Source organism: Mammaliicoccus sp. J-M41 (assembly GCF_022385935.1).
Classification (GTDB): Bacteria; Bacillota; Bacilli; order Staphylococcales; family Staphylococcaceae; genus Mammaliicoccus; species Mammaliicoccus sciuri_A.
This window is the reverse complement of record NZ_JAJNIR010000022.1, coordinates 1-23,477: the sequence shown is the minus strand read 5'-3', so window position 1 is coordinate 23,477 and position 23,477 is coordinate 1. Positions and strand designations below refer to the sequence as shown.

The following is a 23,477-nucleotide window of genomic DNA, read 5'->3' as shown; positions in this document are numbered from 1 at the left end:
AAGATAGCCATTTAAGAATACATCATGTATAATAAAGATAAATAAAGTCTTTATAGCCATTCAAAGGAGGGGATATCATGAGTACACCAATGGAATGGAGTGTAATGATCGCATTTGTGTTCGCAATTTTTACATTTGGCGGCGCATTAATGATGTATCTTGTTCAAACATTCGATAGTAGAGAGTCTGTACGAATTGATACTGCTGAAGAAGCACTAGAGAAGAAAGTCTTTGATGATGAGGAACATTATCATTAATAAGAATGAATAGCCAGGGAAACCTGGCTATTTTTTTCAATAAAAATAAGCAAAACTGGACGGGGTTATAATATGAAAACGAAGAAACCAATGAAAGAATCAAGAAGTGTCAAATCCATTCAAATATTTCCAGAGGACACAAATCACCACAATACGATGTTCGGTGGTAAATTAATGGCGGAAATTGATGAAATCGCAGCAATCGCAGCGATGAGACATAGTGGGAACTCAGTTGTAACAGCATCTACGGATTCAGTAGACTTCTTACAACCAATCGGAACAGGTGAAGTGATATCGTTAGTTTCTTTTGTCACTTATGCAGGTAAATCATCTATGGAGATTTGCGTAAAAGTCATTAGTGAAGACAATATTAATCAAAAGAAACATTTAGCAGCGTATAGCTTTTTAACATTTGTAGCTTTAGATAAAGAAGGAAATAAAGCAGAAGTTCCAGCAATATATCCTGAAACAGATGATGAAAAATGGTTCTATGAAAGTGCGCAAGATAGAGTGAAACTACGCCAAGAAAGAAGAAAAGAAAGTAAGAAAACATTAGAATTCATGTCTACAAAACTATATATCTAATTTAAATAAAGGGCTAGGACAACAATTGTTGTCCTAGCCCTTTATTATATTATTGATTCATTCTTAATTCGTTTGCTTTAAAGTCGACATCTTTATAGTACATATCTTTTACGAGTAAATTTGGACCTAAACATCTCACTTTAGGACAGTGACAGTTAAGTGATTTTGCTAAAGATGAATTCATCCATGTTTGATAAACATCTTCAAGTTTATCTTGTTTAATATTTGCGATAGATCCTGTTTCATCGCCGAAGTCTGTAACGATTACATCTCCAGAAAATACATTTACGTTTAATCTACTTCTTCCATCTGGATCATTTCTTAAACTTACATTTTTAGATGATTTTAATCTAGATAATAAGTTTTGGTCTGATTCATTCATGAAACAAGGGTAAAAAGGTAACGTTCCAAATAACATCCAAGTATCTTCATCTCTAAAGTCTAAAATCTCATGAATAGTATCTTTCATTTCATCTAAACTCATAATATTTAACTGACTTGCAAAGTCAGAAGGGTACATAGGATGTATTTCATGACGACTACATTTCATATCATGAACAATTTCATTATGGATTTTTTGTAAATAAGGTTTAGTACTTTTATTTAACATCGTTTCAGCAGATACAAACATACCTTGTTCTGATAGTGTGGCAGAGTTTTGAATCATTTGTTCGTATAGTCGATATCTTACTTTTAAAGGAGGTTTCTTGTCCATTACATGGAAACCAACTTCACTGAATTCATCGATTGTTCCCCAGTTATGTGAAATGTGCATAACATCAATATACTCAGCAATTTCTAAATAACGATCAAGTGGTAACGTTAAATTAGAATTCATTTGCGTGTAAATGCCTCGTTTGTGTGCATATTTTAATAAAGGAACGACAGTTTCTCGAATTGATTTTTTACTGAACATTGGTTCTCCGCCAGTAATTGAGATTGTTTTTAAATGAGGGACTTCATCAAGTCTCTTTAAAATTAAATCCATCGGTAATGTGTCAGGGTCTCGTAATTGTAACGTATAACCTACTGCACAATGTGCACAACGCATATTACAGAGTGTAGTCGTTGTAAATTCTATATTACTCAGTTGTAATGAACCGTGTTCGTCTATATCGTTATAGGCCTCCCACGGGTCGTTTTTTATTGAAATAGGACTTTTCAAGTCGTATATCATGATATATCCTTCTTTCTGATTTTTTTCCTATCTATGAGCGTAACACTTGTTATCAAATTTTCCAATACTGATTTATGATTGTTTTTATACTTGTTATCATTCATAATAATATTATTAAAAATAAAGGAGTATTAAAATGAGTAAAAAAACATCACTTAATGAAATCAAACAAAGGTTATCAGACTTTTTAGATGAAATGGAAGCAATGAATCCTGAAGATATGGAAGTATCTGATGTAGATGAATGGATTGCTTTGCTTGATGAACTTGAGAAAAAAGTTCAAGCTATGCATGATTAATGGTGACCATAGATGAATGTTTCAGTAAAAGTAGGACAGAAGTTTCCTTTAACGATCAAACGATTAGGTATTAATGGTGAAGGTATTGGCTATTATAAGAAGAAGATAACATTTGTAGAAGGTTTATTGCCGGGAGAAGTTGGACTTGTCCAAGTCGTAAAAGCGAAACCAAATTTTATAGAAGCGAAAGTAGTCAAAATCCGTGAACGTAGTAAAGAAAGGGTTAAACCTAAATGTAAAGTTTATGATATTTGTGGTGGATGCCAACTGCAACATTTAAATTATGATGCGCAACTTTTATTCAAATCACAAATTGTAAAAGATGCGTTAACTAAATATGCAAAAAATATCCCAACAAAAATTGTAAAACCTACAATCGGTATGGATAATCCTTGGGGATACCGTAATAAAAATCAATTTCCTGTTCAGAAGAAAGGAAATCAACTCATTGCAGGCCTTTATGAAAAAGACAGTCATCAATTAATTGATATTAAAAAATGTCCAGTTCAAGACAAACGTACGATTCAAGTTACGAATGAACTGAGAAATATTTTGATGAATTTACAAGTTAAAGTATGTAGAAATCCAAATAAAGAACAAGGGCTAAGATATATTGTTACGAGAGTGGCAAAGCATAGTCAACAAATACAAGTTACGTTAGTTTGTACGGATGATCAATTGAAGTATAATCAGTCTCTTATTGATCAAATCATGAATTTGTCTTTCGTTGAAAGTTTATCCATCAATATTAATAAAGAGAAGACATCACGAGTACTAGGCAGTCAAACAATTCATGTAAGTGGTAAACAACAAATTACAGAAACGCTTGGTCAATACTATTATGATTTATCGCCAGATTCATTTTTCCAATTAAATCCGGAACAAGCTACAAAAATGTACGGTGAAATTGAAGCTCAAGCGAATTTAACAGGTAATGAATCAGTTGTAGATGCATTTTGCGGAACAGGTACAATAGGTATTTGGCTTTCTCAAAATGCGAAAGAAGTAAGAGGTATGGATATCATTAAAGAAGGTATTGATGACGCTAAGAAAAATGCTGAACTCAATAATCGTCATAATGTACACTATGAAGTTGGTGATGCATATAAAGTTATGGATAAATGGATTAAAGAAGGCTTTAAACCAGACGTGATAACAGTTGATCCGCCAAGAACTGGATTAGGTATTAAAGCTGTTGAACTTATTAAATCCGTTCATCCAAAAACATTTGTGTATACAAGTTGTAATCCATCAACTTTAGCGAAAGATTTAGCACACTTATCTAAAAAATATAAAGTCGTAAGCATGCAACCTATTGATATGTTTCCACAAACAGCACAAGTAGAAGTCGTAGCAAAATTAGTTGCAAAATAAGTTTAAAACCTTTCAAAAGTGGTATATAAATATTAGACATACTATGAAAGGAAGAGATTGATATTATGAGTAAAAAAGTAGCAGCAGTTGTAACAGATTTATTCGAGGACGTTGAATTAACAAGTCCACAAAAAGCATTAACTGATGCTGGACATGAAGTTGTTATTATTGGTGAAGAAAAAGGTAAAGAAATCACTGGTAAAAAAGGCGAAAAAGTTACAGTAGAAGTTGGTATTGATGAAGCAAATGCTGCAGATTATGATGCAGTCTTAATTCCTGGCGGATTTTCACCAGATTTATTACGTGGAGATGAACAAGGACGTTTTGGCGAATTTGTTAAACATTTCGTACAAAATGAAAAACCTTCATTTGCAATTTGCCACGGACCTCAATTATTAATTGATACAGATTTATTAAATGGCAGAACTGTTACTAGTTTCTTGTCAGTTAGAAAAGACTTACAAAATGCAGGTGCAAAAGTCGTTGACGAATCTGTAGTCGTTGACAATGGCATCGTCACAAGTCGAACTCCAGACGACTTAGAAGACTTTAACCGTGAATCACTTGCATTGCTTCAATAGATGCTTTGATGAGCCACTCACTTTTATAGTGAGTGGTTTTTTTGTGCAGGCTATTATATAATTTTTTTATAATATGTAAGGAGCGTGGTTTATGGAAAGTAAGCATGATACAAAGTATTTTCAATCATTAATAGGGCGCGCTGAATTAACCGAAAATATTTTGAAATCAATCCAAAATAAATCAAGTGGAAACGATGGCGAAAATTATTTTAGTGCCATTTTAGATTGTGTTACGGATATCGTATATTTGAATGACTTTCAATTTGCATACAATAGTCAAATTCAAATAGATACAATCGTCATCGATGATTATGCAATATATTTATTCGAGATAAAGAATTATAAAGGCATTTATTATTTAGAAGACACGTTGTTAAAAAATAATTTTGGAAGTTCATTTACCTCACCGTTCATACAAATGGAACGAGCTAGAAATGAATTCAATAAACTATGTCACTATCTAGAAATTGGTAAACCCGTCATTTCAAAATTAGTCTTTACCAATCCTTACTTTAACTTTAAAAATAGAAACATATTAAAAGATCAAGTTATCTTACCCTCAGAATTAGGCTCCATTACCCAACTTTTTAAAAATCAAAATCAATCAGAAAATATAAGAATTAAACAGAAACTATTATCAGTAAGAAATTCATTTGATGCACAATACAGTAAAGGTGTGACAATACCGTTTGAACAAATCAAGCCAGGTATCAAATGTCCTCGATGTCATCGCATGTTCACAGTAAAAATTGAACAAGACAAACAGAAATGTACATGCCAATATTGTGAGTCTGTCATGGATAAAAAATATCTTTATGAATATAATTTGCAAGAACTGTATTATTTAAAACAAGAGCCATTCACAATCACCGAAGCAGTATGGTGGTTAGGAGGGAATAGTAAAACTACAATTCGAAGAGTATGTGAACAAAACTTCAAAAGTATAGGTAAAAGGTATAAGAAATTCTATATTTAGATTTAGATGAGTTAGCTAATTACCAGAATTCAGAATAATGGAAGTTACAGCGTTCTAATTACTACAATTCCTAAAAATGCACTTAACAACTCCCATCACAATTTACAAAATTCCACATCTCAGCACGCTATTTTAAAAATTTTATTGAAAATACTTAATTTTAACCCAATAGAAAAAGCAGTGAAGTTCGTCATAAACTACACTGCTTTTTTATTTTTATTAGAAGAATCTTCTTATTAGTGTTTTGAGTGGTGGCATTTTTTCGAGTCTGTTTTCTTCTAATGCTGTTCTTATTTCGAATTTTGCATATCCTTTTGCCTCGTCCCATATTATTTTACCTGGTAATGGGGCAGCATCTGGATCTACTTTTACGTTTACAACTACAGGTTTATTTGCATTTTTAGCTTTTTCAAGTGTAGGGGCGATATCTTCTACATCTACAACATTATAGCCTATACCGCCACAGCTATCTGCAAATTTAGCAAAGTCGATATCGCCTAAATCAATAGCATATTCTAACTCACCAGCTGCTTGTTGTTCATATTTTATGAATGCTAATTCTTGGTTATTTAATACGACGACGATAATTGGTAGTTTATATTGTACCGCTGTAACGAAGTCTTGCATAACCATTGCAAATCCACCGTCACCAGTGATAGCAATTGCTTGCTTATCTGGATTTGCGACTTTACTTGCAATCGCTCCTGGTAATGCACAGCCCATCGTACCTAACCAAGATGACGTGATAAATTTATGGTTGTGACCGAGTTGTAAATATCGTGTGCTCCATACTGTTGAAGTGCCGACGTCAACTGAAAATACTGTGTCATCTGTTGAAATTTTTTCGATTTCAGACATTAGTAATTCTGGTCTGATTGGTTTGCTGTCATTATTTCTATCTTCTTCTAACCATCTGTTCCATGCTTTCATATTTTCTTGGCATGCTTTTAAGAATTTACGACCAGTTACTTTTTCAGATGCTTCTGTTAAAGCAGCTAATACATTTTTTGTATCGCCTATTAAGCCGACATCGACATTAAAACGTTTGCCAATATTTGTTTGATTAATATCAATTTGTATACATGGTATATCTTTATCAGGTAAATAATCTACATATGGATAATTCGTACCAACTAAAATTAATAAATCAGCATCTTTAGATGCTTCAAATGCTGGTTTAGTACCAATTTTACCTAAGTTACCCATGAAATTAGGATGTTTATCCGGTATGATACCTTTTGCTGGTAATGTAATTAAACCAGGTGCATCGATATGATCTAAGAAGTTAAGTAATTCTTCCTTAGCATCTTTAGCACCAACACCAGTTAGGACGACCGGTTTTTCACTTTTATTTATAAGTTCTGCAGCTTTTTTAACATCTTCATCTTTAGCGTAAGTTACTGCATTTTCAAATTTATACGTTTCTCTAGGGACATTGTCTTCAATTTTCTCACCTAGAACATCACTTGGAATCGTTAATACTGCAACGCCTTTTTTAGCATATGCAGTTTTGATAGCTTCATCTACAATTTCATGTACATTTTCAGCTGATTCTAATTGTTTATTATAAACGGCTACATCTTCGAATAGGGCTGTCAAATTAACTTCTTGGAAGAATTTCGTGCCCAATAATTTCGAATCTGTTTGACCTGCTAAAACGAGCATAGGGACATTATCCATTTTAGCGTCATACATACCATTTAACATATGTATTGCGCCAGGACCACCAATACTTAATGCTACTGCTATCTTGCCTGTTAATTTAGCATAACTACTAGCAGCTAAAGTTGCAACTTCTTCGTGTCTTACATCATAGAATTTAATGTTATCTTCTTCTGTTTTAAGTGCATCTACGACTTTATCTATTGAATCACCAGGTATGCCATATACGTGGTCAATTTGCCAATTCTTTAAGACTTGTACGAGTGCTTTGTTTGCTTTAATTTTTGCCATTTAAAATTCCTCCTTATCGTTATCTATACCCAAATACGCTAAAAGTTATACTTATAAATAAGACTCAGGACTGATTTTGTTGTTTTTCAGTAAAAAGAAGTGTTTAAATTCATTATTACAAGCTATAATGATGTAAGAAATATGAATAAGGGAGAATACAGATGGGGCTATTTAAGAATAAGAAGAATGAAATACCACAACCTAATTCAGAAGAAGTTCAATATAGAAGATATCAACATTATTATCAAGAACCTGTACAGCCGAGAAAGAGAAAAAGAATTTCAAAGCTATTTGGTCTTGTAACAATACTTATTATACTTTCGATTGTTTTTTATTTAGCAGTTATGTATATGTGGTCAAGAACATCTGATGTTGATGATTTAGTAAAAATTGAAGATAAACAATCTTATGTTCAAGTTGAAGATATGCCTGATTATACTAAAAATGCTTTTGTAGCAGTTGAAGATAAACGATTTTATGATCATGATGGAATTGACTTAAGAGGTGTATCACGTGCGCTTGCTGTAAGTTTGAAAAATGGTGAACTTACACAAGGTGGAAGTACGATTACACAACAAGTCGTTAAAAACTATTTCTATACGAATGAAACGCAACTGACAAGAAAAGTGAAAGAGATGTTTGTGGCGAAACGTGTTGAAGATAAATATAGTAAGAATGATATTTTGAGTTATTATGTCAATAATATCTATTTCGGTCAAAATAATTATACGATTGAGGAAGCGGCAAATTATTACTTCGGTGCGACAGTCGATAAAAATAATCCAAACCTTCCTCAAGTAACGGTATTACAAAGTGCAATTTTAGCTAGTGTCGTAAATGCACCATCCAATTTTGATATTAATAATATTAGTGATAGTTATATGACACGTATCAAAACAACACTTGAAAAAATGAAACAACAGAATTATATTACTGAATCAGAGTATACTGAAGCTATAAATGAATTAAATCAATAATAAACACACTGAGTTAAGAGATTAAACTTTTAAACTCAGTGTGTTTTATTGTATCCTATATATATGTGTGGAGGGATGTAAAATGCTTAAAATAACTAAACTTGAAGTACAAAAGAAAAACAAAGAACGTTTAAATTTATTTATTAATAATGAATTTGAAATGGGTATTGATCAAGCAACATACATCTACTTTAATTTAAGAAAAGATTTAGAAATTACAAAAAGTAAGTTACAAGAAATTAAGGACTACGATCAATATAGACAGGCACTTAATCAAGCGATTGTCTATTTATCTCATAAAAAGCGTACGAAATATGAAGTAGAAAAATATTTAACTGACAAAGAATATGGCAGTGACTTAATTGATAGAGTGATAGAGTATTGTCAATCTAATAAATACATAGACCATAAAGATTATATTGAAAGTTTAAAAAACACCATTTTAAAAACAACGGATAAAGGTCCTGACCATTTTGAAAGAGTAGCTAAAGAAAAAGGTATAGAACAAGATTTAGTATACGAATTCAAAGAAAAGTTTGAAATGGAAATGTCGGAAGATCGAATTCCGAATATCGCAGAAAAGATTATGCAAAAAAAGAAACAACCTCCTAACCGTTTAAAACAAACGATTGTCCAAACACTTCAACAAAGAGGCTATGCTTTTTCATTAATCAATGAACATCTAACAGATTTGAATATTGAACCGACATCTGATGATGTTGAAAATATTTTGATGAAAGATTTGGAAAAGGTATATAATAAATATCAAAAGAAATATAATGGATATGAACTTAAGTCACATGTTATTCAAGCACTCGTAAGAAAAGGGTATACATTTGAAATGATTAATGACAAATTAGTAGAAAGTGGTATTGTAGATGAATAATGATAAAAAATTTGTTGAAATGACAGAATATGAACTAAAAAACGCAATTGCTGAATATCGCGAAAAGATGAGAAAATCAGAAATGATGGGTATACTAAATGAATATGAAGTATATAAGAGAAAAGCGCTCATAGCAGAAAGTTACCTTGTCGACACTTCAAAAATAGAAGTAGGAAAAGTATATGGCTTAATAGGTGACACACCTAGTTACTTTAAAGTAGAACGCATTAATGGTGTATTTGCTTGGGGATTTAGATTAAAAGGATCAAAAATTGAAGAAGGCATTCCTGTAAGTCTTCTACAACTATAATGGTGGTGCAGAATGACACAGCAAATATTACTGAGAGTTGTTAACGCAACTAAATATTATTATATAAGTAAAGAACAGAATAAATTTAAATCATTATTTAAGTTAAAGCACCTTAACAAGGACATTGTACTTAAAAATGTTACCGTGCATCTTTATAGAGGTGAAGTGCTGGGCATTATCGGCGATGATCAGTCTGGTAAAGAAATGATCAGTAAATTAATGATTAAAGAAGTTGCACCTAATTTAGGTAAAGTAACAAATCATGCGCAAACATTTTTAGCGGATGTTAGGCATAAAGCTGATGATCATCAAACATTGAATGAAATGATTATTCGTACTTTGAGTTTATCCGGTGTAGAAATTAGAGACATTACGACGATTCAAAGACAAATATTAAGCTTTGCTAAATTATCGGATAAAGCTTCAAAGACGTGCCAAGATATTAATGAAGCGGAATATGCTCAATTATTAGTTAGTATAGCCAAATATATGAGACCTACCGTTGCAATTTTTACTAATATCATTCAATACTTAGACGAATCATTTCAGAAGAAGTTCCATGAATTTTTAAATGAACAAAAAGAATATGATCGTGCTGCTGTCGTAATCGATGACCATATACACTCAATTGAGAAGATGAGTAACTATCTTATCTGGTTAACTTATGGTCAAGTTAGAAAAGAAGGTACCGTTAAAGAAGTATTAGGTCATTACCGAGAATATCATAAGAAATATAATCAAATTCAAGATAAAGACCAAAAAGAACTTTACGATCTTAAATGGAAGATGTCTCAGCAAGAACTTCCTATAGCGCACGGCGAAGGTTATAAAAGAATGCGTAAATATCAATACGGTAGAGTGCCGAAATCTATTGAGAAAATGATATTTTATGGCTTAACATTTATCTTTGGTGCTACATTAGCAGCACTATTTATGTTTATAGGTGTAGGGAGCTCTCCTACAGAAAAAGAAGTTACATCAAAACAGGTCATCACAACAAATAGTGAACCTAAATACATAGATAAGTCAGCTTATGTCCTATCGCTAAAACATGATACAGAACTCACACCTTCATCCAAAGGCTCAAAGTTGAAATTACCTCAATATAGTTTTGTAGATGTAACAGGTGAAAATCAATCTAATTATAGACTTGAAGTAGATGACAAGACTTATATCTCTAAAAAGAATAACTTGTACTTTTTCAATCCTGCAGGACTATATGAAGACGTTGATTGGTCAGATTTAGAAGATTATGTTGATGATAGTTATTTAAATTATATTGATTTTTATAACAGCTTTATGCATAAATCACATAAGAAAGTTTCTGAGACCATTACAGCTGATAAAGCAAACCGATTTAATGAACAAATGGAAGGCCAAAAAGTACATATGGTTTTCAACAGTGACAATCAATTAACTGGTTTTACATTTGATATGAAAAACAAAGCTAAATTAGTTAAGAAATACAATATTTCAAGTGACACTTGGGTCGTTAAATCAAGAGATGGCTTTATGATAGCAGACTTAGCAGAAAACAAATGGATTTTTATACAATTATAGGAGGTCAATATGAACGAATTATTTGAACAACATATTAAACATTTTCCACATATGCTTAAATATTGCTTCTATGAAGTTAAAACTCATTATAAATATTATGTATCTGCTTTTGCTATCATGTTAGTATTATTGATCTTCACATATTTGAAGTTATGGATTACTGATGCGATAGATGTACAACAATCAACGTCTTATTATAAGTTGATTGGCTTTTTCGCTTACATGTGGGTCTTTTTATCACTTTTTAATTCTGAAAAGACAGTCAGAAAACAAGGGGCACTTTATAATAGATTATCAGTACCGTACTATGTTGGCGCTTCTTCACAAGTATTTTTAACAATGATCATATTCTTGATTGTTGTAACGCTTACTGGGATTGTTTCAACATTTTCGACATCAAATTTAATCGAAATTAACCATTTAGGATTTTTCTATTATTTAGTAATGGCATACATATTACTTGTACCAGTAGCATCGATTATTGGTGTGTTTGGTAAATATGTATATTCTGCACGGTTTATCGTTTTCGGATTATTGATTGTATTATTATTTGTCGTACCGATATTGTACGTACCTAATAATATGTATGCAGTTTGGGTTAATGTTTTAAAACTCAATCCATTATTCTATATTATTAATGGGTTCCAACAATCAATGGTGTTAGGTAACGCATCCGTTACGAATTTGCCATATCATATTCTGTTCTATTTTGAAGTAGCATTTATCTATTTAGCTTGGATCAATATTAATAAAGCTTATAAAACTGAATACTTTAAATAAAAAATAAGGCTGAGACGATCTAACCGTCTCAGCCTTATTTGTGTTTCTATGCTTCAAGTTTTTTCATTAATTTCTCCTCGGTAAATACCCAGCCGATATATGAGTTTGTCACTTTCATATCATCATCTAAATGTAGTATAGCTACAAATGGGTAATGACCATTCTTCAAATATCTTAAATCAATAAATCTTAGTTCTGTTGTTTTTTTATCTATTCTTGTAACTTCCCATCGATAAATAGAACTGAAACTTAAGAAAGATCTTAAATTCTCATCATATTTAGCATAAGCCATTATATGGTCATTCGGGAATGCTTGTCTTTTGAATACATCATTAAATGCTACGTTACGACCATAACTACGTCCAACATAATCATGTGTTTCAGTTTGAATAGCAATTCGCCATTCCATAAATCGTATTGTCGGTGCAACAAATATTTTAACGGGATTATCTTCTTGTTGTATTTGTTTTAAAGCTTGGTCTTTTATCGCTTTTTGTAATATAAATCGCACAATATAATAGAATATTAACAAGAAGTATAATGTACCAAAGGCAATGCCAGCATTAACACCGAGTGTCCAGAGCAGTATGGCAACTAAGTGTGCTACAAAGATAATGGGGTCAAACGTATTAATAATACTTAATTGAATCCATTTATTAGATATCGGTCTAAGCGCCTGTGTACCATATGAATTAAAAATATCTACAAAAACATGAAAGAATACGGCAAATTGCGTCCATAACCAAATATGCAAGACATCTACTCCTGGAAAGATAACGAATATTAGAAACGTTAATATTAAAGGCCATAATAATGTAAAAGGTATAGAATGAGTGATACCTCTATGGTTTTTAACATATATCGCATTATTTTTTAATTTTAATACTGTATCAATATCAGGTATTTGTGATCCAACCATTATACCAGTTGCCACTGCAGCAAATGTAGGTGTAACATGTGGATCTAATGTCGCAAGACCAGTTAACGCAACACCCATGACAACGTGTGTACCAGTATCCATAAAAATCACCACTTTACTTTAATCTATATGATATATATTATATAGCATATGCATAGTAATCTGAAAGCAATTCACAAGAAAGTAGTGTCATAAATGATAGAAACGAAACAATTTAAAGACGATTTGCTTAATTGGTTTCATAAAAATAAACGACAAATGCCGTGGAGAGAAACATCAAATCCATATTATATTTGGTTAAGTGAAGTAATGTTGCAACAAACACAGGTTAATACGGTTCGACCATATTACAAAGCATTTATTGAGCGTTTCCCAACTATAGAAAGTTTGAGTGAAGCAAACGAAGAAGATGTACTTAAATATTGGGAAGGTTTAGGTTATTATTCTAGGGTTAGAAATTTTCAAGAAGCGGTTAAAGAAGTTCACCATAGTTATCACGGATTAGTACCAGATAACCCTGATGATTTTAAAAAGTTAAAAGGTGTTGGACCATATACAAATGCAGCAGTTATGAGTATCGTGCATAATCATCCGATACCAGCAGTTGATGGTAATGTGTTAAGAGTGTGGAGTAGATTGACTGGTAATGACAGTGATATAGCTGCACCGAAGACGAAAAAATTATATGAAGATGAATTACAGCCATTTGTAGAAGACCATTCAGGAGATTTTAATCAAGCAATGATGGAATTAGGAGCAACCATTTGTACACCTAAAAAGACTTTATGTATTATGTGCCCTGTTCAAAAACATTGTTATGCATTTGCTAATGGTGTAGTGGATGAATTACCAGTTAAAAAGAAAAAAATAAAGAAAAAGACAATTGATTTTAACGTATTATATATCACGAATCGTTCTGGCGAGATATTAGTACGCCAAAGAGATACAAAATTATTAAATGGCATGTGGGAATTTCCAATGTTTGAAGCTGATGAAAGTATACACAGCATTGAAGAAACATTAGATGCAGTCATTGATATCGATCAAACGCCTGAATTTACAACTAAGCATGTTTTTACACATATGACATGGAATATGAATGTATACCGAGCGCATACTCAAAAAAGTGATTTTGATTACCCATATAAATGGATAAAAAAAGAAGAAAAAGACCAGTTATCATTTTCAACATCTATGAGTAAAATTTTTAATCAGCTCAATGGATAATGACAAGAAACATAATTTTAGCTTATTTATTTAAATATGATATAATAACTTGGTAAATATTTAAAAGGTGGTGTGGAACATGGTCAAAGAATCCATACCAAAAGAAGGCCAAGTAATTAAAATACAAAGTTATAAACATGATGGTAATATACATCGTGTGTGGTCTGAAACAACAATTCTTAAAGGTACGAGTCATGTTATTATCGGTGGGAATAATCGTACACTCGTAACAGAAAGTGATGGTAGAACTTGGGTAACAAGGGAACCAGCGATTGTTTATTTCCATTCAGAATATTGGTTTAACGTCATTTGTATGTTCCGCGAAGACGGTGTTTATTATTATTGTAATTTATCATCACCATTTGTTTGTGATGAAGAAGCGATTAAATATATCGATTATGATTTAGACATTAAAGTTTATCCAAGCGGCAAATATCATTTGTTGGATGAAGATGAATATAAACAACATATGAAACAAATGAATTATCCTAAAGACATTGATGTAATACTTAGAAGAAATGTTGATATTCTACAACAATGGATTGAACGCAAGAAAGGACCATTTGCGCCAGACTTTATTAAAGTTTGGCAAGAAAGATTTCATTCAATTGATAGACGTAATTCTTGAGAATGAAAATATCACAGCCTAGCTAAAGCTAGGCTGTTTCGTTTGGACTAAGATTGGGGGAACAATAATGATTAAAAGGTATTTACAATTTGTAAAACCATACAAATGGCATATTGTAGGTACGATTATCATTGGAATTTTGAAATTTGGTATCCCATTATTACTTCCATTACTGATTAAATATGTAATCGATGATGTCATTAATAATGGTGCACTATCAATTGGACAAAAAACAGAAAAATTAACATATGCAATGTTAATTATGGGATTTATATTTGTTGTACTAAGACCACCTATAGAATACTTCAGACAATATTTAGCACAATGGACATCTAATAAAATTCTGTATGATATTCGTAAAAAATTATACACACATCTACAGGCATTAAGCTCAAGATTTTATGCTAATAATAAAGCAGGGGAAGTTATATCAAGAGTAATTAATGACGTTGAACAAACTAAAGACTTTATCCTTACAGGACTTATGAATGTTTGGTTAGATTTAGTAACAATCGTCATCGCATTAAGTATTATGTTTGTTTTAGATATTAAATTAACATTTACGGCAATTGCGATTTTCCCAGTATTTATATTTAGTATTTATTACTTCTTCGGAAAATTACGTAGTTTAACGAGAAGAAGATCGCAAAGTTTAGCAGAACTTCAAGGATTTCTTCATGAACGTGTTTCAGGGATGTCTGTTATAAAAAGTTTTGCTATAGAAAAAAATGAAGAAAAACGATTTGATAAAAGGAACCAAAACTTCTTAACTAAAGCAACTGATCATACGAAATGGAATGCCAAATCATTTGCAGTTATTAATACAGTCACAGATATTGGTCCATTATTGGTAGTAGGTATCGGTGGTTTTCTTGTTATTCAAGGGAATTTAACTGTTGGGACATTAGCAGCATTTGTAGCATATCTTGAACAGTTATACGGACCTTTAAGAAGATTGGTTTCATCATCTACAACTTTAACGCAAAGTATCGCTTCAATGGACAGAGTATTTCATTTGTTTGATGAAAAATATGATGTCAAAAATGAAGATGACGCACGAGACATTGTCATTAAAGAAGGGCACATTACGTTTGATGACGTATCTTTTAAATATAATGATTATGAAGATGAAGTGCTCAAACATATTAACTTAGATATTAATAAAGGTGAAACGGTCGCATTTGTAGGTATGAGTGGTGGCGGTAAATCAACACTTATTAGTTTACTGCCAAGATTCTATGATGTGACGAAAGGTAGCATTAGTATTGATAATCATAACGTTAAAGATTTCACAACTGAAAGTCTCAGAAATCAAGTAGGTATGGTTGAGCAAGATAATATTTTATTCTCTGATTCTATTAAAGAAAATATTTTATTAGGAAAACCAAATGCAACTGACGAAGAAGTTATAGAGGCAAGTAAAAAAGCAAATGCACATGACTTTATTATGTCATTACCAAATGGTTATGATACAGAAGTCGGCGAACGTGGTGTGAAATTATCAGGTGGACAAAAACAAAGAGTATCTATTGCAAGAATATTCTTGAATAATCCTCCTGTGTTAGTACTTGATGAAGCGACGAGTGCACTTGATTTAGAAAGTGAAAAAATCATCCAAGATGCACTTGAAATATTAAGTACTGAAAGAACGACTTTAATCGTTGCGCATAGATTATCAACGATTACACATGCGGATAAAATAGTTGTTATTCAAAATGGACAAATTGAAGAAGTTGGTTCACACAAAGAATTAATGGCAGCACAAGGAAGTTATTACAACTTATATAATATTCAATCGTTCGGGTAAAATTACAACACCCCCTCATTCTATGCTATTATTAATTTAATAGAGATAGACTGAGGGGGAATTTTTATGACTTTTTTAAGCATACTACAATTGATTGTGAATATTTTATTCTTTGTCATCATTATTGGTGGTATTATTGCTTGTATTTCTTTGTATGTTATAGATAAAAGGCAAAAGCATCATAGTGTATTAAGAAATTACCCTGTACTTGGTAGAGTGAGATACTTTTTAGAAAGTATAGGACCAGAACTTAGACAGTATTTAATATTAAATGATAATGCTGGAAAACCATTTTCAAGAAAACAATATTTAAATATCGTCATGCCAGGTAAATATAAAAATAGAATCGAAAGTTTTGGGTCGTTGAGAAAATTTGAAGAGCCAGGATTTTATTTACAAAATACAATGTTTCCAGTAGACCAAGACGAATTAGAAATTAACCAAGATGAACAAATGTCTACTTTTATTTATGAAATTTCTAATGAAGGACTTTTTGATCGTAAAGAAGAACAAAAACAAAAAGATGTTGATCCATATAAATTAACAACAGATAACCAGATAATTATAGGTGGTGACTTAAAACATCCATTTATCGTTAATAGGTTGGTTGGACAATCAGGTATGAGCTATGGTGCACTAGGTAAAAATGCAATTACTGCATTGTCAAAAGGTTTGGGCAGAAGCGGTTCATGGATGAATACAGGAGAAGGAGGATTAAGCAATCATCATTTAAGTGGAGATTGTGATATCATCTTTCAAATAGGACCAGGTTTATTTGGCGTTCGAGATAAAGAAGGGAATTTTGATGAGAAAGAATTTTTTGAAAAAGCTAACATGAAACAAGTGAAGGCATTTGAATTAAAGTTAGCGCAAGGTGCCAAAACGAGAGGTGGACATATTGAAGGGGCAAAAGTAACAGAAGAAATTGCTGAAATTAGAAATGTAACGCCTTTTGAAACAGTTAACTCACCTAATAGGTTTGAATTTCTTCATAATAATAAAGAGTTGTTACAATTTGTACAGAGGTTAAGAGAACTATCTGACAAACCAGTTGGCATAAAAATAGTTGTCGGAAACATAAATGATTTAAAGAAATTAATACATGAAATGGTATCATCAAACATTATTCCTGATTTTATTACAGTCGACGGTGGAGAAGGTGGAACAGGTGCGACTTATCAAGAACTTGTCGATACAGTTGGTTTGCCATTATTTTCTGCATTACCAATATTAGATGTAGAACTTAAAAAATTTAAAATAAGGGATAAAGTGAAAGTATTTGCATCTGGAAAACTTATCACACCTGATCAAATTGCTATTGCTTTAGCGTTAGGTGCAGACCTCGTTAATGTAGCAAGAAGTTTAATGATTAATGTAGGTTGTATTATGGCTCAACAATGTCATACAAATAATTGTCCAGTAGGTGTAGCTACTACAGATCCAAAAAAAGAATCTGCTTTAGTTGTATCAGAAAAAGAATACAGAGTTTCAAATTATATTGTGAGTTTACATGAAGGGTTATTTAATTTAGCAGCAGCAGTAGGTGTGAAAAGTCCTAATCAAATAAATGAAAACCATTTATTATATAGAAGTGCTAATGGAAATGTCATGAATGTTAATCAATATAAAAAATCCATATATAAAGAGAATTAAAAATAGACCTGAACAGTTATCTGTTCAGGTCTACTTTTATAAATCAAAATCTTCATCTTCAATTTGTATGTCGCTATCTTCTGGATGAAATTTGAAATAACTAGAAGATAATTTGTCTAAATGTAAAATAGTCGCTTTATAATCTAACATTGCTGAAATAACTTGCATGACGTTCTCAATATAGTAATCTTCTTGATCAGGATTTTCCATAATATCTTTAATGAATATTTCCATTAAATCTTCTTTATAAGGTTCTACTAAATAATCAGGAACTTGATCAATTTCGTGTTTAGCTTTTTGTGATATCCTTACTAATATTTGTTCATGCTGTGCCATCAGTTCATCCAGTTCAAACTTCATTTGTACTTTGAGATCATCATTTAAGTTATGAATATCGTTTTCGTAACGATTCATTTTCCTTAATACTTCATATGCTCTACGTGTTGATGCAATAATCTCTTTGAAAAGAATCTTCTTACGCATTTGACTAAAAGCTTGTTTCTTAGTGTAAGCTCTTTCTTCTTTATAATATAAATAAAATTGTTCAAGCTTTACGATACGTGTTCTGATTGTTTCTAAATCTTGCTTTACGTAGTGAAACTCAGTTGTACTATTTAACACTAATCTAAACCATTTAAATATATCAGTAGAAATATTAAGTGAGTTATAATACATTTTAGTTTCGAATTTCGGTGGTAAAAACGTAAAGTTAACAAGGAAAGCACTTAACACACCAATCATAACTAAGACGAAACGATAGAACGCAGAGATATAGAAATCTCCTTCGTGATGTCCAAGTATGATTAAAGCTGTTACAACTGCTAAGTTAGAAACATGTTGTAGATTAAATTTGTAAAGTATTGAAATAATGATAATCGCTGTTAAGCCTATAAATACAACATTGTTACCAAATATAGAGAATATGGCAACAGCTGTAATCGCACCAATAACATTACCTTGAAATTGTTCTACAATCGTTTTGAACGAACGATAGACACTTGGTTGCATGGCGACCATTGCAGCAACACCAGCTATTGATGTTATCATTGCCGGTCCTGGGAGTAAATTAGCTATAAATATTGCTAGGACAATCGCGATACCAGTTTTAAATATTCTTGCCCCAAATTTCATAGAACCATTCCTTTTTGTTTTTAAAACAGGGTTGTAACAAATATCACAAGCCTAGTATATATTGGTTATACAACGTTTTGGCTAACTTTTCAAGTTTATAATTGAGAGAAAGCGTAATCAACTGCATTTAATGTTTGATTTATGTCTTTTTCAGTATGTTCAGTTGTTAAGAACCATGCTTCATATTTAGAAGGTGCTAAATTAATACCTTGATTTAACATTAACTTAAAGAATTTTGCGAACTGTTCACCGTCAGTATTTTCCGCTTGAACATAGTTTTCAACTTTTTCGTCTGTAAAGTAAAGTGTTAAAGCACCTTTGATTCGATTAACTGTTGCTTTAACGTTATGCTTTTTAATTAATTCCAATAAACCTTCTTCTAATTGTTGACCTAATTGATTCAATTTATCGTAAACACCAGGTTGTTCCAATATTTCTAATAAAGCAATTCCAGCTCTCATTGAAAGTGGGTTACCCGCCATTGTACCTGCTTGGTATGCTGGACCAAGTGGTGCAACATGTTCCATGATTTCTTGACGTCCACCATATGCACCGATTGGTAAGCCGCCTCCAATAATTTTACCAAATGCAGTTAAGTCAGGATAAACGCCTAATAAATCTTGTGCAGCACCGTAATGGAATCTAAATGCTGTAATAACTTCATCATAAATAACTAAACCACCGTATTGATGTGTTACTTCATTTACTGCTTCTAAAAAGCCTTCTTTAGGTTCAACCATACCAAAGTTTCCAACGATTGGTTCTACTAAAACACCAGCAACTTGATCGCCCCAATGTTTCATAGCTTCTTTAAATGAATCTATATCATTAAAAGGAACTGTAATAACTTCTTGTGCTACACTTTTCGGTACACCAGCAGAATCAGGTGTGCCAAGTTGAGATGGGCCACTTCCTGCAGCAACAAGTACTAAGTCAGAATGTCCGTGATAACATCCAGCGAATTTAATGATTTTATCTCGCTTAGTATAAGCGCGTGCAACTCTAATTGTTGTCATAACAGCTTCAGTACCAGAGTTTACAAATCTAATTTTTTCTAATGATGGAATAGCATTTCGTAGTTTTTTAGCAAACGTAATTTCATATTCAGTAGGTGTACCGAATAATACACCATCTTCAGCTGCAGCTTTTATAGCTTCCGTTATATGTGGATGTGCATGTCCAGCTATGATTGGTCCATATGCTTGAAGATAGTCAATATATTTATTGCCATCAACATCGTAAAAATACGCACCTTTACCTTTTTGCATAACTACAGGTGCGCCACCACCTACAGCTTTATATGAACGAGATGGTGAATTGACACCACCAAGAATATATTCATTTGAAAGTGTTTGTAAGTACTCACTTTTTGTAAATTCCATATTATCAACCTCTTTTAATTTAATTATTTTCATTTATATCGTATCATAAAATTAAACATCTATCGTTTATAAGGAGTGTAAAATATGATACAAATTGGTGAAAAATTTCCGGATTTCAAGTTAAAGAATCAAAATGGTGAATTAATTAGTAATGAGGACTTAAAAGGGTCTAAAGTCGTTGTTTATTTTTACCCTAGAGATAATACACCGACATGTACGACAGAAGCATGTGATTTTAGAGATAACTTAGAAGATTTTAATGAGTTAAATACGAAAGTTTATGGTATTAGTGGAGATAGTGAAAAGAAACATGCTAATTTCTCTAATAAACATAATTTGAATTTTGATTTACTAGTAGATGAAGACTATAAGCTTTCTGAAGAAGTAGGCGTATATCAATTGAAGAAATCATTTGGTAAAGAATCAATGGGGATCGTTAGAACGACTTTTGTTTTAGATGAAGGAGGTACTGTCATACATAAAATTGACAAAGTAAAAGTTAAAACTCAAATTGAAGACTTAAAAAACTTTATAAAGGAATGATATAAATGAAAGTCGTTACTTTAATGAGGCTAAAAGAACAAGAAGAGAGATTAAAAGAAACATTTCCTAATGTAGATTTTAAATTTTATAAGCATCCGAATGAAGCACGTGATGAAGATTTAGAAGATGTTGATGTACTAGTTAGTTATCATGGAGAAGTAACTCCTTCATTTTTAGATAAATGTAAGAACATCAAACTGATCGCATGGTTTGCTACAGGCGTGAATCAATTACCATTAGGTTACATTCAAGATAGAGGAATTAAACTGACTAATGCAAGAGGGGTACATGCCATTCAAATCGCTGAATTTATTTTTGCATATATTCTAAATGATATTAAATTATTCAGTACTTCATATGAGTCTCAAAGGAAACGTGAATTTAATCATAAGCTTAAACCTGATTCAATAAATGAAAAGACGATTCTATTTTTAGGTACAGGCAAGATTCCGCAAAGAACTGCTGAAGTAGCTAAAGCATTTAATATGAAGGTTATTGGTATTAATACAACTGGACATGAAGTGCCTGGATTTGATGAAGTTTATTCTATAGAAGAAAGACGTCATGTATATCATAAAGCTGACTTTGTTGTGAATGTATTACCTGAAACAGAAGATACGATACATTTACTACAGAAAGAAGACTTTAAACATATGAATGAAGATACACATTTTATAAATGTAGGTAGAGGTACAGTCGTATCAGAAAGTGTCTTATATGAAGCATTGGATAGTAAAGAAATTAGATATGCATCTTTAGATGTATTTGAAGAAGAACCATTACCTGAAAACTCTAGACTATATGATTTAGATAATGTGTTTATCACAGCTCATATTACAGGTAATGATCTTAACAATTTAAAGAGAAGTACAGATATTCTAATTGAAAATCTCAAACATATTGAAAATGATGAGTCAGATAAGTTAATAAACATTGTTAACTCAGAAGCGGGATACTGATTAATTGTTTGACAAAATGCTACTAAAAGGGATATATTATAAATAATAATCATTATAAATTAGAAGGTGGGTGTAAGGATGCAACAAAATATTGAGAATGTTGAACATATGTTAGACGATGCAATTGGTACTTTAAGAAGTACTGGTGTTAGAATTACACCACAACGTCAATCGATACTTCAATATTTAATCGAAACAGATAGTCATCCTACTGCTGATGAAATTTATCAGTCACTTTCACCACAATTTCCAAATATGAGTGTTGCTACAGTTTATAATAACTTAAAAGTTTTTAAAGAAACTGGGCTTGTTAAAGAATTAACATACGGTGACGCTTCAAGTCGTTTTGATTTTGAAACACATAATCACTATCATATTATCTGTGATCAATGTGGTAAGATATCTGATTTTCATTATCCACGATTAGATGAAGTAGAACAATTGGCACAACATGTCACTAGTTTTTCAGTAACGCACCACAGAATGGAAATATATGGTGTTTGTCCAGAATGTCAAAACAAGAATAAATAAAACAAAAAGCTAAAGGCGGATGCCTTTAGCTTTTTTTCTTTTCTTCAGTATGTTCTTCAGTTTGCTGCTCTTCTAGTTTCTTAGATTTGCGCTTATTATTATAATCTTGATTAAAGGCTTTACCCTCTAAATTCTTATCTAATGTAAGAGGTTGATTACAATTAGCACAAATATCTGCTCGTCCTAACATTTTTGTATAATGATCACAGTTTGGACATTGCACTTGTATAGTCCGAGAACTCAACATGCCAATCCAAAAGTAAACTATAAATGAAAGACCAAGAGCTAACATTCCTAAAACTAAGAATATACTAAATACAATTTGGCTCTTAAAATAGTAAAAGAAGAATACACCTATGTACATAACAATCATACCTAAGAAGATTAATCCTAATGCAAAAGATCTAATTCTATTTATTTTACTAGTAGGTTTTTTGCGAAATAGCTTCAAATCTATTCCCTCCATACTTATTAATACTGATAAAGTATAGCATAATTTCTATTAAAATATATAGTCCCTAATAAAGCGAAATAATACACAATTTTGTTTATATAAATCGTTGACGTATAGTATATATCTTGATATTATATAAAAGTCGTCAAAACAGACAGACATCGCAAAATAAAACGATTGTTAAAAAGGTTAATAAAGTGTAAATTTAACGCTTGAAATTAACTAAATAACAATGTAATATAAATTATGCAAGTTGATTGAAACGGAAACGACCACTTGAAAAGCTGAGTCAAACCGAACAAAACAAATTATTATTTTTTAAAAATAATACTTGACTTGATATTTAATAACTAGTATAATTGTTTCTTGTAGCGATTAAAATGAACATTGAAAACTGAATGACAATATGTCAACGTTAATTCCAATAATTGAGTACTGAAAGTACTTCAGAGTGATTGGCTTAACCAATCAAAAATGAGCTTATCAAGCTTACTTCTTTTATGGAGAGTTTGATCCTGGCTCAGGATGA

24 protein-coding genes are annotated in these 23,477 nt (G+C 31.6%); 18 read left to right on the top strand and 6 right to left on the bottom strand.

What is annotated here, in order from left to right:
* The first annotated feature begins 77 nt into the window (after nucleotides 1–77).
* Both LQ686_RS09125 and LQ686_RS09120 read left to right on the top strand, forming a co-directional pair.
* Nucleotides 78–257 carry a hypothetical protein gene (locus LQ686_RS09125; RefSeq protein ID WP_048540679.1) on the top strand — a complete coding sequence of 60 codons (180 nt, stop codon included), beginning with the start codon at nucleotides 78–80 and terminating at the stop codon, nucleotides 255–257.
* 72 nt (nucleotides 258–329) lie between these two features.
* Entirely contained in the window at nucleotides 330–842 is a 513-nt protein-coding gene (locus tag LQ686_RS09120) for an acyl-CoA thioesterase (RefSeq protein WP_103360885.1), read from the top strand.
* A 49-nt stretch (nucleotides 843–891) separates the two neighbouring features.
* Here LQ686_RS09120 and yfkAB read toward each other — a convergent pair whose 3' ends face one another.
* Nucleotides 892–2,019, bottom strand: coding sequence for a radical SAM/CxCxxxxC motif protein YfkAB (yfkAB, locus tag LQ686_RS09115; protein WP_103360886.1), 1,128 nt, complete (start codon nucleotides 2,017–2,019; stop codon nucleotides 892–894).
* Nucleotides 2,020–2,155: 136 nt separating this feature from the next.
* Between yfkAB and LQ686_RS09110 the strand changes: the two genes are divergently transcribed.
* From LQ686_RS09110 to LQ686_RS09095, 4 genes are all read left to right on the top strand, one after another.
* Nucleotides 2,156–2,317, top strand: a complete 162-nt coding sequence (locus LQ686_RS09110) for an SE1561 family protein (protein WP_049320382.1) — start codon at nucleotides 2,156–2,158, stop codon at nucleotides 2,315–2,317.
* 12 nt (nucleotides 2,318–2,329) lie between these two features.
* The gene (rlmD, locus tag LQ686_RS09105) at nucleotides 2,330–3,691 is read left to right on the top strand and encodes a 23S rRNA (uracil(1939)-C(5))-methyltransferase RlmD (RefSeq protein ID WP_103360887.1); all 1,362 of its coding nucleotides are present in this window, start codon (nucleotides 2,330–2,332) and stop codon (nucleotides 3,689–3,691) included.
* Between the two features lie 65 nt (nucleotides 3,692–3,756).
* The gene (locus LQ686_RS09100) at nucleotides 3,757–4,272 is read left to right on the top strand and encodes a type 1 glutamine amidotransferase domain-containing protein (protein ID WP_025905630.1); all 516 of its coding nucleotides are present in this window, start codon (nucleotides 3,757–3,759) and stop codon (nucleotides 4,270–4,272) included.
* Between the two features lie 91 nt (nucleotides 4,273–4,363).
* Complete coding sequence (locus LQ686_RS09095; RefSeq protein WP_107565623.1) at nucleotides 4,364–5,248, top strand: nuclease-related domain-containing protein; 885 nt, start codon at nucleotides 4,364–4,366, stop codon at nucleotides 5,246–5,248.
* Nucleotides 5,249–5,467: 219 nt separating this feature from the next.
* Here LQ686_RS09095 and LQ686_RS09090 read toward each other — a convergent pair whose 3' ends face one another.
* Nucleotides 5,468–7,201, bottom strand: a complete 1,734-nt coding sequence (locus LQ686_RS09090; protein WP_107565624.1) for a pyruvate oxidase — start codon at nucleotides 7,199–7,201, stop codon at nucleotides 5,468–5,470.
* A gap of 161 nt (nucleotides 7,202–7,362) precedes the next feature.
* Between LQ686_RS09090 and sgtB the strand changes: the two genes are divergently transcribed.
* From sgtB to LQ686_RS09065, 5 genes are all read left to right on the top strand, one after another.
* Nucleotides 7,363–8,178 carry a monofunctional peptidoglycan glycosyltransferase SgtB gene (gene sgtB / locus LQ686_RS09085; RefSeq protein WP_103360890.1) on the top strand — a complete coding sequence of 272 codons (816 nt, stop codon included), beginning with the start codon at nucleotides 7,363–7,365 and terminating at the stop codon, nucleotides 8,176–8,178.
* Nucleotides 8,179–8,260: 82 nt separating this feature from the next.
* Nucleotides 8,261–9,064, top strand: a complete 804-nt coding sequence (gene recX / locus LQ686_RS09080; RefSeq protein ID WP_103360891.1) for a recombination regulator RecX — start codon at nucleotides 8,261–8,263, stop codon at nucleotides 9,062–9,064.
* Complete coding sequence (locus LQ686_RS09075; protein ID WP_025905625.1) at nucleotides 9,057–9,374, top strand: YfhH family protein; 318 nt, start codon at nucleotides 9,057–9,059, stop codon at nucleotides 9,372–9,374. Before recX ends, LQ686_RS09075 begins: the two co-directional genes overlap by 8 nt.
* 12 nt (nucleotides 9,375–9,386) lie before the next feature.
* Complete coding sequence (locus LQ686_RS09070; RefSeq protein ID WP_107565626.1) at nucleotides 9,387–10,934, top strand: ABC transporter ATP-binding protein; 1,548 nt, start codon at nucleotides 9,387–9,389, stop codon at nucleotides 10,932–10,934.
* A gap of 9 nt (nucleotides 10,935–10,943) precedes the next feature.
* Nucleotides 10,944–11,714, top strand: a complete 771-nt coding sequence (locus LQ686_RS09065; protein ID WP_049320376.1) for an ABC transporter permease — start codon at nucleotides 10,944–10,946, stop codon at nucleotides 11,712–11,714.
* A 46-nt stretch (nucleotides 11,715–11,760) separates the two neighbouring features.
* On the opposite strand, the gene LQ686_RS09060 is transcribed toward LQ686_RS09065, so the two are convergent.
* Nucleotides 11,761–12,735 carry a metal-dependent hydrolase gene (locus LQ686_RS09060; protein WP_103360893.1) on the bottom strand — a complete coding sequence of 325 codons (975 nt, stop codon included), beginning with the start codon at nucleotides 12,733–12,735 and terminating at the stop codon, nucleotides 11,761–11,763.
* A 93-nt stretch (nucleotides 12,736–12,828) separates the two neighbouring features.
* Between LQ686_RS09060 and mutY the strand changes: the two genes are divergently transcribed.
* The 4 genes from mutY (at nucleotide 12,829) to LQ686_RS09040 (ending at nucleotide 17,948) form a co-directional block, all read left to right on the top strand.
* Nucleotides 12,829–13,860, top strand: coding sequence for an A/G-specific adenine glycosylase (mutY, locus tag LQ686_RS09055; RefSeq protein ID WP_103360894.1), 1,032 nt, complete (start codon nucleotides 12,829–12,831; stop codon nucleotides 13,858–13,860).
* A 79-nt stretch (nucleotides 13,861–13,939) separates the two neighbouring features.
* On the top strand, nucleotides 13,940–14,488 hold the full coding sequence (gene ntdP / locus LQ686_RS09050) for a nucleoside tri-diphosphate phosphatase (protein ID WP_025907189.1): 549 nt from the start codon (nucleotides 13,940–13,942) through the stop codon (nucleotides 14,486–14,488).
* Between the two features lie 67 nt (nucleotides 14,489–14,555).
* Nucleotides 14,556–16,295, top strand: a complete 1,740-nt coding sequence (locus LQ686_RS09045; protein ID WP_103360895.1) for an ABC transporter ATP-binding protein — start codon at nucleotides 14,556–14,558, stop codon at nucleotides 16,293–16,295.
* A gap of 66 nt (nucleotides 16,296–16,361) precedes the next feature.
* Entirely contained in the window at nucleotides 16,362–17,948 is a 1,587-nt protein-coding gene (locus LQ686_RS09040) for an FMN-binding glutamate synthase family protein (RefSeq protein WP_107565628.1), read from the top strand.
* 36 nt (nucleotides 17,949–17,984) lie between these two features.
* Here the strand turns inward: LQ686_RS09040 and LQ686_RS09035 are convergent, their stop codons facing one another.
* Together LQ686_RS09035 and LQ686_RS09030 are read right to left on the bottom strand one after the other, a co-directional pair.
* Complete coding sequence (locus tag LQ686_RS09035; protein ID WP_103361888.1) at nucleotides 17,985–19,079, bottom strand: FUSC family protein; 1,095 nt, start codon at nucleotides 19,077–19,079, stop codon at nucleotides 17,985–17,987.
* 95 nt (nucleotides 19,080–19,174) lie between these two features.
* The gene (locus LQ686_RS09030; RefSeq protein WP_239733284.1) at nucleotides 19,175–20,461 is read right to left on the bottom strand and encodes a glutamate-1-semialdehyde 2,1-aminomutase; all 1,287 of its coding nucleotides are present in this window, start codon (nucleotides 20,459–20,461) and stop codon (nucleotides 19,175–19,177) included.
* Nucleotides 20,462–20,545: 84 nt separating this feature from the next.
* Here LQ686_RS09030 and bcp point away from each other — a divergent pair, with 84 nt between their 5' ends.
* The 3 genes from bcp (at nucleotide 20,546) to perR (ending at nucleotide 22,494) form a co-directional block, all read left to right on the top strand.
* Complete coding sequence (gene bcp / locus LQ686_RS09025) at nucleotides 20,546–21,004, top strand: thioredoxin-dependent thiol peroxidase (RefSeq protein ID WP_103361890.1); 459 nt, start codon at nucleotides 20,546–20,548, stop codon at nucleotides 21,002–21,004.
* 5 nt (nucleotides 21,005–21,009) lie between these two features.
* Entirely contained in the window at nucleotides 21,010–21,963 is a 954-nt protein-coding gene (locus LQ686_RS09020) for a phosphoglycerate dehydrogenase (protein ID WP_107565630.1), read from the top strand.
* Between the two features lie 78 nt (nucleotides 21,964–22,041).
* Entirely contained in the window at nucleotides 22,042–22,494 is a 453-nt protein-coding gene (gene perR, locus LQ686_RS09015; protein WP_025907200.1) for a peroxide-responsive transcriptional repressor PerR, read from the top strand.
* A 25-nt stretch (nucleotides 22,495–22,519) separates the two neighbouring features.
* Here perR and LQ686_RS09010 read toward each other — a convergent pair whose 3' ends face one another.
* On the bottom strand, nucleotides 22,520–22,960 hold the full coding sequence (locus LQ686_RS09010; RefSeq protein ID WP_037590543.1) for a YgzB family protein: 441 nt from the start codon (nucleotides 22,958–22,960) through the stop codon (nucleotides 22,520–22,522).
* Nucleotides 22,961–23,477: the final 517 nt, after the last annotated feature.